The organism is Kordia jejudonensis (assembly GCF_001005315.1).
Classification (GTDB): Bacteria; Bacteroidota; Bacteroidia; order Flavobacteriales; family Flavobacteriaceae; genus Kordia; species Kordia jejudonensis.
This window is the reverse complement of record NZ_LBMG01000054.1, coordinates 18,235-35,767: the sequence shown is the minus strand read 5'-3', so window position 1 is coordinate 35,767 and position 17,533 is coordinate 18,235. Positions and strand designations below refer to the sequence as shown.

The window sequence follows — 17,533 nt, the reverse complement described above, 5'->3', positions numbered from 1 at the left end:
GACCATGACTGAACTTCGGTTCGCTTTTTTAAGCTCCTAAAATAAAGAAACTACTTTTCCTGCATCTTGTTTTGTAATGGTAACTAATAGTTTCCGAAATCCTAAACTATTGACTTTGTATATTTTAGTGCCAACGGTCCAATTTTCTTTTCGCAACGCGTTTGGCATCATGGGAAAACCATAACTAAATTTTGTTCCGTCTTTTTTTGGACCTATCACAAAGAAGTTATTTCTATTTGAATTGTTATTTTTAATTTTGAACTTTATCCATTCCGCATCAGGGTTTTTAACAGTATTTTTTTCAGCAAAACGCAACACTTGTCCATCTCTTTTAGTGTTCTTTTTTATCTTTTTGGGCGAATTTACATAGATCAATTTGCCACTATTACTCACTTCGGCATGTAAAACATTTGTTACCTGTACTGTTACATTGCCGCGACTCCAAATGTTGATAAAAGCATTTTCGGCGACTAAATTTGAAGCGTCTACCTTTGCCAATTCTGCACCAATACGAAGTTCGTTGGTTTTTCCTTCCAACAAAATTGTACCAATCGGAGCTGTCAATTGCAAATATTCAGTAGCAATATTGATGATTTTGGTAACATCGTGCGTGCCCGTTTCTACATGACGAAGGTTTGGCGCACCAATAACGATAGTAGCTTGCGAAGGTTCAATCCATTCAATTTGATCTAAATACAACGTGTTTCCAACAACTTCTTTGCCAATTAAATCCATTACATTTTCATCCGTTGTAATCGTAATACCTTCTTTCGCCGCTAGATCGATGGTAACTTTTGCGTAAAAGTTGATTTTTATTTTTTGTATATTTTCTAATGGAAACGTGCGCGTAATGATGTTTTTATTTCCGTTTACTTGTGCATTTACGGCGAATCCGAGAAGGAATAGTAGTATATATATATATTTCATCTTTTTATTTTAGTGATTCGTTTGTAATTGTTTTTCCGTTAGCGTCGTTAAACGTAGCTTCATAAGTTACTTTTTGTGGTTTATATTCAAACTGTAATGTTCTATTTGGTGCATCTTTTAATTCGTATTGTCCTTGATTTACAAATTTGAATTGAATAGCGCTAACTGCCGTTTTTTGACTTAGTGTTGCTTCGTAAATTCCATCATTATTCTCGTCTGTCAATGGTATAATTTGTTTCCATGAAGGATTGGTGAAATTTCCTTTCAATCCAACATTTTCAATAGCTGAAACACCATTCATATCTACTTTAAATGTGACTGTTTTCAAATGTGTTTCTTGTACACAACTTGTACATAAAACTGTGAAGAAGATTCCTGCGAGTATGATTATTTTTTTCATGAGCTTACGATTTTGTATACGTATATTGGTTACGAACAAATTTTCCTGGTGCATCTTTAAATTCTACTTCTTTTTTCATCGTAAGATGCTTGTCGTTAAAGAAATAAGTAATGTAAATTTTAGCATCTTTGTTAGCATCTTGTCCTTCATATCTGGTTTCAATTTGTATACTTCCATCGCTAAATCTAGAAACCTTTGTAATTTTTTGATTGTCTAAATGTGTACCATTTTTCTTAATCTTGATCGTACTCTTATTGTTTGCACTTTCTTCTGAAGTATATTTTGTGTTGAAGACAATTTTGTTCTTTTTTACTTCTAATTGAAGTAGTGTTGACAAAATAACTTCTTTGTTATCCGCATAGTTTACATACATTAATTCTCCTGTCCAATTGGTGTTGTCTAAACTTTCAAAGTCAGCAATTGTTACTTTTTGTGTTTGTGCTTGCGCAACTGTAATTGTTATAATTGCGATGCAAACTGTGATGATTGTTTTCATAATTTTTTTGTTTTTATAGTGATTGATGAATTGATTAAGCGTTTGATTTTCTAGTAATTAAATAGTCGATTCCAAAACGACCTGAACCCAAATATAGGTTGTATATGGCAATCCATAGAAAGCCCATAGCAGGAAGCATTCCCCAAGTTGATTGTCCCCATTTTTGAAGAAAGATGGCAACTAACATGGTACACATGAGTAAAAAGGAAGCAATTCGAGTTTGTAAGCCTAGTGCGAGAAAAATTCCGCCCACGGCTTCACTAAATGCGCCCATCCAAGCGAAAAAGATTGGAAAAGCGGCGAAGATTCCACCATAATTGGCAACATCTTCGGGAAACCAAGCGGCAACTTCAAATAAGTTTAAGTTTTGACTATCGGCTGTCCAAGGCATTCCAAATTTACTAGCGCCAAAATCAACAGCCAGTAATATTCCACAAATAATTCTAATAACAGCAAATAACAAATCCGCGAACCAATGTTTTTGTGTAATCGGTTTTGTAAGATTGAATAGGTATGTTTTGATCGTTTTCATGATGCAAAAATTTATATCGTTTTGTTTGATACAAATTTGCGACATCATTCGCCATTGAACGACTTATAACGTATGAAGAAGGCTTATAGTACGATTTGAGACGTCTTATTTTGGACTCGCTGCGCTCTTAGATTGTTGGATTCGCTTTGCTTTTGGATTGTTAGATAATCAAATCAACAAAAGAACAATTGACTGCATGAACACTTACATAGTAGGTTCGTATTTTGGTACATAAGTATTTAAGAACTACTATGGTTATATGATCAGATAATTAAATCAACAAATCAACAAAAGAACAAATAACCGCATGAACACTCACATAGTAGGTTCGTATTTTGGTATGTAAGTATTTTAGAACTAATATGATTTTGATGTTTAGTTTATAATCAGATAATCAAAAGAACAAATCAACAAATTAACAAACGACCGCATGAATATCAATATAGTAGATTCGTATTTTGGTATGTAAGTATTTTAGAACTAATATGATTTTGATGTTTAGTTTATGATCAGATAATCAAAAGAACAAATCAACAAATGAACGAATGAACATTAATATAGTAGGTTCATATTTTGGTATATAAGTATTTTAGAACTAATATGATTTTGATGTATAGTTTATAATTAGATAATCAAAAGAACAAATCAACAAATTAACAAACGAACAACTGACCGCATGAACACTAACATACTAGATTCGTATTTTGGTATATAAGTATTTTAGAACTAATATGATTTTGTTGTTTAGTTTATGATCAGATAATCAAATCAACAAACGAACAAATGAACGAATGAACATTAATATAGAGGTTCATATTTCAGTGTATTTGTATATACCTATTTACCTAATTTATGCTCTAAAACGCTACATCTTCAAGATCACTATTTTTATCAAATACTTTTTTGGCAAACGGACATAGCGGCATAATTTTTAAATTTTCAGCTCTTGCGAAAGAAACCGCTTCCATTACCAACATTTTCCCGTATCCGTTTCCTTCATGACCATCATCTACTTCTGTATGATCAATGATAAATTTATCTTTTCCCGCCCAAGTATAAGTCATTTTACCAATTTGTTCGTCTTCTTTAAAAATGGTGAAAACTCCTTTTTTTCCGTGATCTTCTCGTGTAATTTTCATAAAATCTGGTTTGCTTGATGTATTATAGCTGAAGTTACGATTCTTTATTGAAATTAAAAATTACCTCTGCAAAAGATATTATTGATGTAAAATGTCGTGTTTTGAACTTTTTCCATTTTTAATTTGTTTCATTACTAGAAAAATATTCACAATTACAACATATTTTTCCAATCAACAGATCACAATAGTATTGTTTTTTGAAGTTTTCTTAACATGTTAAAAAGATAATTGTTTAGTATAAAATATGTATATTGTTAATGCCAAATTTTTAAAATTAACATGAAATTATTTACAAAAATAATATTTCTACTTATATACTTCTTCAGTTTACAGGTGCAAGGGCAAACACAAGATGCAGATACTAATTTAAATAATCTAAATTCTATACTTGATGCATTGCCTAAAATATCAAAAGACTCTACAAAAACTGAGATTACAACACATGTTGATGCCATGATTACGTTAATGAATGAGGAACATTACAAAGAAAATTATGCCCCAATTCTAATTTATGCCGATAAAGGACTGGCGTTAGCAAAAAAAAGTGACAATGCGAATCATATTCACGATACGAGGGGAATTGTTGGTAATACCTTATTAAAAGTCAGAGATAGCATACGCGCGAAGAAACTATTTTTAAAAACGTTAGCACATGCAGAAAAAACAAAGGATAGTTCTCTAATTTTAAAATTTAGAGGCTACTTAGGGAATATTTATTATTACATGGAAGGCTACAGAAACAAAACCATACGTTTGTATCTGGAAAGTATCGAATTAGCAGAACGTTTAAAAGATACCTCACGCTTGTTTGTAATACATCACAACTTATCACGCGCTTACAATGAAAACAAGAATCCTACTCAAAGTGATTATCATATAAAAAAGACAGCGTACTATTTGGATTTATTAGGAAATCCACCGCATTATGCAGCAAGTCATTTTCACAATGTAGGAAGAAAATTTTTATTACTTAATGAACCCGATGAAGCAATAAACAATTTCAAAAAAACAATTGAACTTTGCGAGAATACTGATTTCACAGAAGCTTTACTAGAAGGTTACACGGGTTACAGAGAAGCCTTAGAGTTGAAAAAAGATTACAAAGAATTTTATGAAATTGATAAGATTCTTAAAGGTTATGAAGAAGAAAAAGATAAAAGTGAGACTCAAAATATTAGTGATGCAATAAATGCAAAGTTGTATGCAGAGTTAAATGCAGAACGCTATAAAAATCAGATTACCACGAATGAATTGGAAAAAGAACTTTTAGTGCAACAAGCAGAACGAAGAAGCATTTTTTTCGTGCTTGCCATTGCCACTGTTGTTTTTTTAGGGATCATATTAGTCATAACATACGTTTCTAGTAAAAGAAGAAAAGCGCTCGTAGAAGATTTAAAAATTAAGAACAAACAGTATTTATTGGCGAAAAAAGAAAGTGAAGAATTTGCAAAAACAAAGACCAAATTCTTTGCTACCGTAAGTCATGAGTTACGAACACCATTGTACGGTGTTATTGGTTTGAGTTCTATTTTACTTGAAAATGAGGATTTAAAAAAACATGAAAAAGATTTAAAATCATTGAAGTTTTCAGCGAATTATCTACTCACACTGGTAAATGATTTACTTCAAATTAACAAGATTGAAAATAAAAACTTTAAAGAAGAAGACATTACGTTTAATTTAAAAACGCTAACATCTCGAATAGTTTCTTCATTTGAGTACATAACATTGCAACACGAAAATGAAATTAGTGTTACGATACATGAAGATGTTCCTTTATTACTAAAATATAATTCGGTACGATTGTCTCAAATACTAATGAATTTAATTGGCAATGCCTGTAAATTTACAGAGAAAGGAAAAATTGATATCGTTATAAAACTACTAGAACGTACAGAAACTGCGGCAACGCTGCAATTTACAATTAAAGATACTGGAGCTGGGATTGAAAAAACAAAATTAGAGCACGTTTTTAATGAATTTGCCCAAATAGATTCGTCTTCGTCTGCTTATCAAGGTACTGGTTTAGGTTTGCCAATTGTCAAAAAACTAATAGAACAAGCCAATGGAACCATTACCGTAGAAAGTGAACTTGGAAAAGGCAGTACATTTACTTTTACTATTGGCATGCTCATTTCTAATGAAACTTTGGCGCAAAATGTACTTCCAATTTTAGATTTTAAACAATTAGAACACAAAAAAGTACTAATTGTTGAAGATAATCGAATCAATCAAACTGTAACGAAACGTATTTTAGACAGCGAAGGCGTTATATGTACTATAGCTGAAAATGGAGAAAAAGCCGTAAGCGCAGTGAGGCAATCTGAATTCGATTTGGTACTAATGGACATCAACATGCCTGTAAAAAACGGTATTGAAGCTACTAAAGACATTCGACAGTTCAATACCACGATTCCTATAATTGCACTTACTGCAGTGGATATAGAAGAACAAAAAAATCAAATCTTCGAATGCGGAATGAATGACATTATCTTAAAACCTTACGATATTGATCAATTCAAAAAAACAATTGCGGCTAACATAAAATCTACATTAGAAAGCGAAATATAAATTGATTTCATGTAGTACTTCGATTCGTTGTTTAGATTAAAATTGAAGACTCAAAATACCTTCAAAAACTACTTTTTACGATTTGAGACGTTATATTTTGGATTTGCTTTGCTTTTAGATTGTTAGATAGTTGGATTTAATCGAATCAACAAATCAACAAAAAACAAATCCGCAAATTACCAATCAAACCAAATCAACTAGATTGCGATTGCAAATACTGCGTAGGAGAGAAGCTGGTCAGTTTTTTGAAGACTCTGTTAAAAGTAGCTTTGCTGTTAAAACCACATTCGTAGGCAATTCCTAATAAGGAAAGTTGTTCGTGTTTCCCCTGTTTCAGCATGCTTTTAAATGCATTTACACGATAAGAATTCACAAAGTCGTTAAAATTCATATGAAAACCACTATTGATAATTTCCGAAAGTTGCGCACGTGTTAAGTTGGCTTGTTTTGCCAATTCGGACAAATTTAAATCAGGATTTAAATATGGTTTTTCATTTTGCATTAAGGAAGCAACCAATTCTATTTGTGTTTCAGAAACTTCTTTTTTAGTTTCTTTGGTATGTTCAGGAATAGAAATTTGTTTCGGCGAAAAACTAAAATCCAACTTATTTAGCTTGGTTGTATCTGTAAAATAACCTTTCAGGCCAATATACAAGGAACAAATTGCCATTGATAAATTCAGCCACCAACGTTCATTATAACCCAAATCGGTAATAAAACTACCTACGACACTTTGTATTGAACTGTATAAAAATAGAAATGTAAATACAATGAGAAAGTTTCGAATCCAATTCAGCTCTAGCTTAAAAACATTGGAAAAGTATTGTTTAATTTTTTGCTTGTAATTCACATATAGTTGAATGGTAAATGCCAAGTATAAAAGCTTTACCGAGAAATCAATGACATTTAGAATTGGTAAAACAATCGCTTCATCAAGTTCAATTTTTAAAACACCATTTTGAGTTTCGTGAAATCCAGGTTGTAAATAATCATAGGTGTAAATCGTTAAACGATAGACCACTAAGCTTATCGCGATAGCAAAATGACACCAATGTTTGCGAAGAAATCTAAAGTTCGATTTCGTAATCGATTTCACATACAAGTAAATCAATGGAGCAATCGCAGTTGCCGCTGGAATCAGAAAATAATTGATTTTTGTATTCCGAAATGTATCATACCAACCCATAAAACCAACGGTGTAGCAAGTTTGTTGGTAACTAGTAATTAATAGTAAAATGGCTAAAATGGCGTCGGAAGCGTTTCTTTTTTCCAAATATCTTTTCAACAATAATCCAGCTAAAATCAATCCTTGAATTACAAGAATTAACAAAGGTGTGCTGTAAAAGTTGAAAGATGGAAATAGAAACATGGAATTGAATCGTTTTTTTGATTGCATTCAAAGCTACTAAACTTTTTGAGTTTTTTAGAATCAAAATTGGCTCATGATACGATTTGAGACCTTGTTTTGTATTTCAATTACCACCAAACTACAAAAAATGATTCATACGTATCATGGTGTTTCTGCCAACATAACGGCGCATGTTTTTGTTGCAATTGTCGTTGCATTTCATGTTGAATTTCCTCAAAAGTCATCCAAATGTCATGTTCTGAAGGATCAATTCCCCAAGCTTTTTTTATGGGCATATGATATAATTTTTCTGTATGATTTTGCTGGCTAAACGTATCAAAATTGAAATAATATCCTTTGATTGCTTGTTGAAAATCATCATTAAAATTTTCCTTACATGCTAACGGAATGTACAAAGACGCTAGTAAACACAACTGTTGTTTTATAGTAGTTACTTCCAAATTGTGTAGTTGCGCTATTGTCGCTTCATGATGCAATAATGGAAATTGTTTCTGTTGTAGTTTGTCTATTTTTTCTTTTAGAGAATCTCTACGATTAGGTCCAATCCAGTTGTGCAACGGATTTTGAGAAATTGTCGGATCGTATAAGTAGAATTTATACGCTAATTCCAAATGAATAATTTGGTTCGATTGCAATTCTTCAATAATAAAATCAAGTTCGCCAATGGTATTTTTATCTTTCTTAATCTGAACGTTCTCATAAAGAATCTTGTAATTATCAGACGATTTAATGCATGCTGAAACTACTTTTTCTACCATATGACCCAATCTGAGCTTTATAGGTAATTCGAAACTTGGAAGTGATTTTACATGCAGTGCTGATACATGAAACGACTCAAAACCTGTAGTTTCTGCACTTAGTTGTGCTGTTTCTAGAATTGATAGTATTCTCGATGTCGTATTCATCAGTTAAATATAGGAAATAAAAAACGCCAAACTTTAGTGCTTGGCGTACTTTTCAATTCGGTTATATAAAATAAGTTTATATTTATTAAATATCTTACTTAATGTGTGATGTAATTTTATGTTATCTGACTTGAACTTCGAGAGGTTTTCCCATACACATTACTGCCTTTGTCCAGTTAGTCCAATCGTAACCAGGTGATTTTCTTCTGTAGCAAATAAATTCTCCATAGAGAGTATGTTTTTCTCCTTTTTTCAAAGTGAATCTTTTTACATTTTTCTTTTCAGAACAATGATATTCCTGACCATCCGCTACTTCTACAGTAATTCTGTTAAAATTGGTAGTAAATGTCCATTTACAGTCGTCATAATCTGTTACTACGATAACTTCATTGCTCACTTCGCCTGAATGTTCATAATCTTTGGAAGATGTAAAAGATAAAGTTATCACTGCGATCATTAATAGCAAAGCGATTGCATAGATATTTGATGTGTTTTTCATAATAATGTATTTTGATTAGTGATTCAAATGTCTAGATTTAGGCTAATCAATTCAATACCTAATTGTAGGTATTTTGTATTATTACTTATGAAAAAGATGTCTTAATTGCTAATTTTATTGATAATTCCAATCATCATAAAAAAACGCCAAACTTCATGAAGTTTGGCGTTTATATATGTTGAAAGTTTTAATTTTAATACAATTCAGGATAATCCGTTGGATTTGTTTCATGCATCATGGCATAAATCTTTTCAAAAACATCTTCTACCGAAGGTTTAGAGAAATAATCTCCATCGGTTCCATATGCAGGTCTGTGTGCTTTTGCCGTCAAAGTTTGCGGTTTGCTATCCAAAAACTTGTATGCATCTTGTTCATCTACAATGTGTTGAAGCATAAATGCAGAAGCACCGCCAGGCACATCTTCGTCAATTACTAACAAACGGTTTGTTTTTTCTACACTTTTTACAATATCATGATTGATATCAAAAGGCAATAAAGATTGACAATCAATGATTTCAATGTCAATTCCGACAGCTTGTAATTCTTTGGCAGCTTGCTCTATAATTCGTAATGTAGAACCATATGAAACAACTGTCATGTCAGCACCTTCTTTAATCGTTTCTACAACGCCTAACGGTGTTTTGAATTCTCCTAAGTTCGTTGGTAGTTTTTCTTTTAAACGATATCCATTCAAGCATTCAACAACCAATGCAGGTTCATCACTTTCTAACAACGTGTTATAAAATCCTGCGGCTTTGGTCATGTTTCTTGGCACCAATACGTGAATTCCTCGAATAGAATTAATGATTGCACCCATTGGCGAACCAGAATGCCAAATTCCTTCCAAACGGTGTCCACGCGTTCTGATAATTACAGGCGCTTTTTGTGTTCCTTTGGTTCTGTATTGTAAGGTTGCCAAATCATCACTCATAATTTGCAACGCGTATAATAAATAGTCTAAATATTGAATTTCCGCAATCGGACGTAAGCCACGCATTGCCATTCCAATTCCTTGTCCTAAAATAGTCGCTTCACGAATTCCTGTATCCGAAACGCGCAATTCTCCATATTTGGCTTGCATTCCTTCAAGTCCTTGATTTACATCGCCAATTTCTCCAGCATCTTCTCCGAAAATTAACGCTTCTGGATATTTTGAAAAAATAGCATCAAAGTTATCTCTTAAAACTAGACGTGCATCAACTTCTTCCGCCTTCGCGTCGTATATTGGTGCATTTTCAGTGATGTGATGTACGCTTTTTTTAGATTCACTGTATAAGTGTGAACTGTATTTTGGTTGAATTTTCTCGAAATATGCCTTAATCCAATTGCTTAGCTGTTGTTTTTCGTTTGACGATTCGCCAACAACCAAACGCAATGCTTTACGTGTGTAACTCGCAATTTCTTTACGAATTGGCTCTGCAATGGCGGCTAATTCCTCTTTCAGTTTATTAATAAATACTTTATTAGGACTCGATTGTGCTAAGTTTTCAAGCAACTGAATAGCTTCTAACTGTTCTTGCTTCATCGGTGCTACAAAGGCTTTCCATGCAGCTTTTTTACCATCACGAACTTGCTTTTTGATATCTTTTTCCAAAGCGGATAAGTTTTCATCCGTTTCAATACCATTATCAATGATCCATTGACGCATTTGAGCATTGCAATCATATTCTACTTCCCAAGCCAAACGCTCTTTGCTTTTGTAACGCTCGTGCGAACCAGACGTTGAATGTCCTTGTGGTTGCGTTACTTGTTGTACATGAATTAACACAGGAACGTGTTCTTCACGGGCAATATCGGATGCTTTTTGATACGTAGCAATTAGTGAAGGATAATCCCAACCGTTTACGGTGAAAATTTCGTATCCTTTTTCTGTTTCTGTACGTTGAAAACCTTTTAAGATTTCAGAAATATTTTCTTTGGTCGTTTGATGTTTCGCATGCACTGAAATTCCGTATTCATCATCCCAAACACTCATGACCATTGGTACTTGTAGAACGCCCGCTGCATTAATGGTTTCAAAGAACAAACCTTCGCTTGTACTTGCGTTTCCAATAGTTCCCCAAGCAATTTCGTTTCCGTTTTCAGAGAATTTTTCAGTATTAATTCCTGAAACATTTCTGTATATTTTAGATGCTTGCGCCAATCCTAGCAGACGAGGCATTTGCCCAGCAGTAGGAGAGATGTCAGCACTTGAATTCTTCTGTTTGGTTAAGTTTTTCCATTCTCCATTTTTATCCAAACTATGTGTAGCAAAGTGTCCGCCCATTTGTCTTCCGGCAGACATTGGCTCCACATCAATATCGGTATGCGCATACAAACCTGCAAAAAATTGTTGAATGTTCAATTCGCCAATTGCCATCATGAAGGTTTGATCACGGTAATATCCTGATCTAAAATCTCCATTTTGAAATGCTTTGGCTAGTGCGAGTTGTGGAACTTCTTTTCCGTCGCCGAAAATACCAAATTTGGCTTTTCCAGTCAATACTTCTCTACGACCCAAAAGGCTACATTCTCTACTTGTAACTGCGGTAGTAAAATCGCGAATGATTTCCTCTTTGAACTGATCGAATGAAATATCTTGTGTATTCTCAACTTTTGCTTGCATAGTTCTTGTAAATTGAAGTCTCACAAAAGTATAAAAAATAGCGCATTTTTACAATAGCTGATCGTCTTAAAAAAATGTGAATAATTTAATAAAAGCTAATTTTAATTATGATTTATTCAAAATATGACAGAAAATCACTTTTTCACTGACAATTGTTTAATTTTTATAAAGCATTTTTTGAAATCTTGCATTCCAAGACCAAACGTCCTCATTTTATGATGAATAGGTGTTTATTCTTCTTTGTATTTCACTTTTTCATCTTCCAAACCGAAACAAAGAGCTGCCTTTTTTAATCCAAAAATTCTACCTTCTCGTGCTTCGTAATTTGCATATAAAACACCATTTTTTCTGAATGCTTGTTGCATGCCTTCTTCTTTGCCTTGGTTTAGATGCAGTATTTTGTAAAGTTCGCCCGTAGCATACCATTTTTTTTGTACACCATGTGCTTTTCCTGTATCGTAGTTGAAATGTGCAATTAAAACGTGTGCCGAATCGGAAGACCAAATTTTCTTTTCTCCGTGTAATTTTCCCAAATGATAGTTTGTACTACTTTTTAAATGTCCATCAGGAAACCATTGCAGGAATTCGTTTTGCTTCACTCCATTAAAAATACCAAATTTTTCTTTTAAACTATGATCAGGATAGTAACTAACTGCGAATCCTGAGTAGGGCAAATTGTTTAAAGTCCATAATGATGTTTCAGGATGATATGTCAAGGCAGATGTTAACGTAACTATTTCTGGAACTTTCAACGTAAGATCAGCATTACTGCTCGGAGATAGTTTTTCTCCTTGTTTTGCGCAGCCAATCAATAGAACGCTTGCCAATAAAATCGACCAAAAATATATTCTCATTTCAATGATTTTTCATGTCAGTATTGTCTTGAAAAAATAGACTATAAATAATCTTTTTTCAATCAATTGACTATATACTTATTAATTACATAATAGCGTTTGGAGTACCTTGCAAATCAACGCCAAAAAGAACAATGATAGTTCCTAAGTAAAATTCATTAATGATGTGATAATGATAAAATTCTTCTCCATTACTATGTTGAGAGGAAGATCTATGTCCGCCAGAAGCATCTAAGTCGGTTGGGTAATTTCCTGTAGCATTGCACTTTCTGCCATAAATTAAAAAACCATCCGCCATGATACCAACTAATTTTTCATCATTATGTGAAAGCACAGTATTTTCAGGAACATCGGAAGATTCTACATGATAGTGATATCCTGATGGTCCCATGTGCGCTCCTGCGTAATCAAAAGTTTCTGCAATTTGTGCTTCTAATGGCACATTTGGTCCTTCTGTATCGTTGAATATTGGTGTTCCTGTTACGGAAATTCCAATTGGACCTAAACCTGTTGCAGTACTTGAACTCGCCAAACCTGGAGCTGAAGGAACAGTTACCGTAAAACTACGATCTCCAATCATACCTGGAGTCAGTGCAGTAGCTACCACAGCATCAATATGCAACGGTGCAGACGATTCCCAATATGGAGAAGTGTGATTTGGTACACCATTGGTATCAATTGTGATTTCGTCTCCATCAAATGAAATTGTTACCGCATCGGTATTAAATTCATCAAATGCAGCTAACGGTGTGCTAGTTTCTGTTGCTGATGGTTCTGTAGTTGTTGCATTGGAATCATCATCACAAGATGATACAAAGATTGCAGTAACTAAAAGAAGTAAAAGTGTGCGTGTTAGTTTTTTCATGTTATGGATGTTAGCTTGTTAATATATTGTATTCAAATTCTGAATATTGAATAGCTTTTCAGCGATACAATTGCTATTATCAATTTGATGAGATACACTTTTACAAATGAAAGTTATAGTAAAAACGATTTGATCAGTTCCGATAATTATTTTGTTAGACTTTAATTTTAGTCAAAGGTTTAATATACCTATGATTTTTGAAGTTTATAGGTGTAAAAAAGGTGCGTATGATTTTTGAATTTTCAGTCAACAGACAAAAAACTAAAACCACTTACGTGTAAATAGTTTCGTCAGTGTTTTTGGACTCAGTGTTACAATGAATCGGATGCGTTGGTCAAAACCAGGTTGTGCTATTTCCCAGCCATTGTTTGAATATACAGGGAAATACAATTCAAAGAAGTCAGGCACTAAGTTGAGTCGAATACCAGAATCGTACACAAAACGTGTGTTTCTTCCATCATTTTTTAACATTCCCATATCGCCGTAGGCTTCAATCCATCGCCAAATACTATAACTTCCATTAATTGTTCCCATCCAATTGTTTGAGAACGGATTTTCGAGCTTAGACTTGAATCCTCCTTCTGCAACAATTAATTGTTGACTGAACAGTCCTGTATCTTCCGAACGTCCGTAATAATTGTAATCAAACAAATAATCCGTTGGTCTGTCTAAAGCGAAACTAAAGAAATCGGAGTTGGTATCATTGAATAGAAATTTCCCAAAGAAGAAACGCACATTTAACTGTCTATTATCTTGAAAAAGCTTTCTATAGTTTAGGTTAAACGATACTTTTGAGAAACGTTTTGAGAGTTGAAAATCTGTAAACCACGTTAAATGACGAATTGGATCAGGATTTGAATATACATAACGCGCATTGAAAACGCTATAATTTGGTTCGTTTGCAATGGTTTCATCAGGAATTTCTGCTTGTTCCCGTTGTACAATTACATATCTAAAATCGATAAATTCTTTTTGATTCGATCTAAAATCAGGATCTCTAAAACCAAATGTAACTTTCGGTACCAAACGCGTATAAGCCAAGTCTTCCGCATAGTTAAAGTAGTTTCCGCCTGCCGTAAAACGCACAAAATATAAGTCGCTATTGGTACTTTCAATATCATGACGATACGAAATACTTCCCGAACCTACTAATTGTTTCGAACGCAGTCCGTACGAAGGTTTGAAATCGTATAAAAGACGTTTTGTTAGAAATACTTTGTTGTACAAACGCATTCCTGGTGTAAATCCGTCATATAAATTGAATCGTGCTACAGGCACAAAGAATATTTGATTGTAATGTGGATTTTCAGCATCTTTAAAGAAGGTAAATCGCAACTTTTTGTTATTCGCAAAGAATCCATTGAGCGATTTCCAGTTGTCACGTTGGTTGAATTCAGGAATAATTTTATCATAATTCAATACCAAACGATCGATGCCTTCTCGTGGAATGGTCACGGTTTTCTTTTCGCCAATATCTGTAACCCAATATTTTGAAACGACCGAATCATTTTTTATTCCAAATAGTGAAATAGGGAAGTTGCCATCGTATTTGTTTTTGATGGTCACTTGTAAGGAATCGGCTGTTTTTTCCACACTTTTAATTTTGTAATCAATTCGCTTTCTTGAATCTACATAGTTATTAAAATACCAATCGATATCTTTTGTAGCTTTTGATTTAAGCAATTCTTCAAAATCTTTACGCGTTGATTTCTGCAAACGATTGTTGGTGTAGAATTCTTTGACAAAATCATCAATAATTTGTTCATCAAAGTACGATTTTAGGTATTTCAACCCAACACCAGCTTTGTATTTGTTCGCAATATTGTTATTGAATTTTGTTAAAGAATCTTTTGGAGTATTCAGTGGCTGATCGATGTTTTTACGCGCCATCAACATATACAGAAACGGATATTGATCGTTAAATTCAAGTTTTGCAAATTCATACGAACGTACGCCCCAAATTTTTGATAATCCGCCAGTTAGCTTCATGTTTGGGTAATAGGTTTCTGCATATACCATCAACATATACGTTTCTAACGCATCCGAAATCCACTTTTCAGTTCGTGTGTCCATCCACATTGATTCTTCTAAGTTTTTCGTAAGAACCGCTTTTAGCAATTTAATTTCAAACTGAAAATCATCTGTAAATGGTCTTATAAACGAAGGCAATTGTCCCAATCCGTACACAGGATTCTTTTTGTTGTCAATTCTTGAAATCAACATTTCTTTTCGGGGAAATTCTCCTAATTTTTCATGAATAAATTGTACTACTTTATCCACTGCAATGGCTTGCATTTTTTCATCCATTCCAAACGCATCCAAATTCGTCGTAATGTTTACTTTATCGGTTTGAAAAGTTTTAAATTCTGAATTTTGACGCAGTAATATGGTAATTTCTTTTACGTCAGTTGCTTTTAGTTTGGCAAAACCTTCTTCGCTTTCTACAGTAGTATCAGCACTTGAAATGAGCGTATATTTTTTAGGATAGATTATGTTGATCGTATGCGCTGCTTGTTCCGTGTATAAATCGTCTAAATTTTTGTTACTGTATAGTTTCCAACCATTTCTGTACGCTGCAGGTGTTATGTACCAAAATCGCAAGCTAAAATCTCCGTTGTTTCGATAGCCATACCGTGTGAATTCGTCACTTGGTAATTTTACCGTGTAATTGAGTTGAAACTTGATATGTTCATTGGCTTTCAAAGGCGTATTAAGCTTGACTTTTATAATATCTACTTGATCTTCCAATCGTTCCCAATTAACTTCGATATCATTTAGCGTAAAGCTTTCAATAGCGGTATTTCCACGTTTCTTTTTTAGCGCTAAGTGAAAGTGTCGGTGAAATTCCTCCGCAAATCGTTTTGCCAAAGGCGTATTTTTCCCCGAAAAACCATGACTCCAATCGTTAAAATAAATTTCATTGAGTGTTGTATTGGTTTCGTTCGTATAGGTAATTTCTTGAGAAATGACCACACTATTTTCCTCAGCAAGTACTGTTGCTGTGACCGTATTTTTGTGTTGTCCAAAAGCTAAAACGCTAAAGAACAATAGTAGGTAGGAAGCGAAATGGAAGCGTATAGAGTTCAATTATTGTTTTATGAATTTTTTTGTTTCTGTATAATTTTCAATGGTCAGGTAATATATTCCTTTTGGAAGTGTTCCGACATTGACACGTGTAATATCGTTATTTTTTATAGTTCCTGACTGTAATTCTTGCCCTAGAACGTTATATATCACATATTCATTGTCTTTTTTGGAAGAATTTAACACAAATGCGAGTTCGTCAGACGTAACATTTCCTCTAATGAAGTTAAAAGTAGCTTCTGCATTGAAAGATGAAGTACTTAATAATTGTTCATTGGTTTCCAATTCCATAACTACAGGCAAGTGATCGCTCATGTCATATAACGCATTTCGTAAGGTTTGTGAGTAGCTGATTCCAGAACCTGGCACTTCCGCACAATCTGACGAATTAATTTCACGATTGTAGCAGTTAGGATTGTTATTGTTTCCATATGATTTATATGAATTTGCAACATAATATAGGTCTGTATTCGTCATCATATTTTCGGACGTTAGGATAAAATCAAAACGATCGTCAAATCCACCAGTTGCGCCACCCAAACCACCTTGCGTACGTGTCGATTGTGTAAATACGTCTAGAAATGTACTATTCGTATGCCAATCGCCCAAACGATTGATCGGATCAGTTAGCGTGATTGCATTTGTAGGATCAATAAGTTTTTGGAACGTAATGTCATTACTGGTATACAAATTTAGATCGCCAGCAAAAATGACTTTACTGTTGACATCAATTGTAGATAAGTAGGAAACAAGTTCTTCTACCATTAAAAATCGGCGCAATTCATCTTCTGGTGAGTTTCCAGCTTTTAAATGTCCTACAAATACTTCCAAACGAATTGGATTTGTTGCTTGGTTTACGGTGTTGAGTCGTAAGGTATATCGATTAAAATCGCGCAATGTTGTTGTAATGATGTCTTGTCCTTCAAGGATAAATTTTGAACTATCGTAATAAATCAAATTTTGCAGCAAATTGGAATTACTTCCATTATCGTCAGATGTATTGTTAAAATATACTGCTTGTGCATAATTTGGATTGATACTTTGCAATCTTGTCAAAATTAAACCTGCGCCAAACGCATCGTTTAGTTCGCACACCATGAACAAATCGGGTTGATAATCCGTAATGATAACTTCTAGTTCATCGAGTCTGTTTATGGACAATTCAGGAAAATTTAAGAGATTGTAAAACATCGTCTTAATATTTTCCTGAGCTGTAATTTGTTGTAATCCTAAGCATAGCAGGCAAAGGATGAGGAATTTTCTTTTCATTTTTTTCTTTTTCGGCAA

At 33.6% G+C, this 17,533-nt stretch carries 14 protein-coding genes; 1 reads left to right on the top strand and 13 read right to left on the bottom strand.

Features of this window, described 5'->3' with window-relative positions; all coding sequences use genetic code 11:
* Positions 1–36 precede the first annotated feature (36 nt).
* From AA089_RS19860 to AA089_RS19840, 5 genes are all read right to left on the bottom strand, one after another.
* Positions 37–927: a GIN domain-containing protein gene (locus AA089_RS19860; protein ID WP_046758748.1), complete on the bottom strand. Its 891-nt coding sequence runs from the start codon at positions 925–927 to the stop codon at positions 37–39.
* 4 nt (positions 928–931) lie between these two features.
* The gene (locus AA089_RS19855) at positions 932–1,327 is read right to left on the bottom strand and encodes a hypothetical protein (RefSeq protein ID WP_046758747.1); all 396 of its coding nucleotides are present in this window, start codon (positions 1,325–1,327) and stop codon (positions 932–934) included.
* Between the two features lie 4 nt (positions 1,328–1,331).
* On the bottom strand, positions 1,332–1,823 hold the full coding sequence (locus AA089_RS19850) for a hypothetical protein (protein ID WP_046758746.1): 492 nt from the start codon (positions 1,821–1,823) through the stop codon (positions 1,332–1,334).
* A 34-nt stretch (positions 1,824–1,857) separates the two neighbouring features.
* The gene (locus AA089_RS19845) at positions 1,858–2,355 is read right to left on the bottom strand and encodes a DoxX family protein (protein WP_046758745.1); all 498 of its coding nucleotides are present in this window, start codon (positions 2,353–2,355) and stop codon (positions 1,858–1,860) included.
* 857 nt (positions 2,356–3,212) lie between these two features.
* Entirely contained in the window at positions 3,213–3,542 is a 330-nt protein-coding gene (locus AA089_RS19840) for a GNAT family N-acetyltransferase (RefSeq protein ID WP_262495032.1), read from the bottom strand.
* A 231-nt stretch (positions 3,543–3,773) separates the two neighbouring features.
* On the opposite strand from AA089_RS19840, the gene AA089_RS19835 reads away from it, so the two are divergent.
* Positions 3,774–6,065 (top strand): ATP-binding protein, encoded by a 2,292-nt coding sequence (locus tag AA089_RS19835; RefSeq protein ID WP_053002603.1) that lies wholly within the window; start codon positions 3,774–3,776, stop codon positions 6,063–6,065.
* 193 nt (positions 6,066–6,258) lie between these two features.
* Here the strand turns inward: AA089_RS19835 and AA089_RS19830 are convergent, their stop codons facing one another.
* The 8 genes from AA089_RS19830 to AA089_RS19795 form a co-directional block, all read right to left on the bottom strand.
* Complete coding sequence (locus AA089_RS19830; protein ID WP_046758743.1) at positions 6,259–7,461, bottom strand: helix-turn-helix domain-containing protein; 1,203 nt, start codon at positions 7,459–7,461, stop codon at positions 6,259–6,261.
* 80 nt (positions 7,462–7,541) lie between these two features.
* Positions 7,542–8,339, bottom strand: coding sequence for a DUF1853 family protein (locus tag AA089_RS19825; RefSeq protein WP_046758742.1), 798 nt, complete (start codon positions 8,337–8,339; stop codon positions 7,542–7,544).
* A gap of 121 nt (positions 8,340–8,460) precedes the next feature.
* Positions 8,461–8,838, bottom strand: coding sequence for a hypothetical protein (locus AA089_RS19820; RefSeq protein WP_046758741.1), 378 nt, complete (start codon positions 8,836–8,838; stop codon positions 8,461–8,463).
* A gap of 193 nt (positions 8,839–9,031) precedes the next feature.
* Positions 9,032–11,443 (bottom strand): alpha-ketoacid dehydrogenase subunit alpha/beta, encoded by a 2,412-nt coding sequence (locus tag AA089_RS19815; protein WP_046758753.1) that lies wholly within the window; start codon positions 11,441–11,443, stop codon positions 9,032–9,034.
* Between the two features lie 230 nt (positions 11,444–11,673).
* The gene (locus AA089_RS19810) at positions 11,674–12,297 is read right to left on the bottom strand and encodes a toxin-antitoxin system YwqK family antitoxin (RefSeq protein ID WP_053002602.1); all 624 of its coding nucleotides are present in this window, start codon (positions 12,295–12,297) and stop codon (positions 11,674–11,676) included.
* 85 nt (positions 12,298–12,382) lie between these two features.
* Positions 12,383–13,162, bottom strand: coding sequence for a YHYH protein (locus AA089_RS19805; protein ID WP_046758740.1), 780 nt, complete (start codon positions 13,160–13,162; stop codon positions 12,383–12,385).
* 261 nt (positions 13,163–13,423) lie between these two features.
* Complete coding sequence (locus AA089_RS19800; RefSeq protein WP_241480018.1) at positions 13,424–16,249, bottom strand: gluzincin family metallopeptidase; 2,826 nt, start codon at positions 16,247–16,249, stop codon at positions 13,424–13,426.
* A complete protein-coding gene (locus tag AA089_RS19795) occupies positions 16,250–17,515 on the bottom strand; it encodes a T9SS type A sorting domain-containing protein (protein WP_082113380.1) in 1,266 nt (421 codons plus the stop codon).
* Positions 17,516–17,533 lie beyond the last annotated feature (18 nt).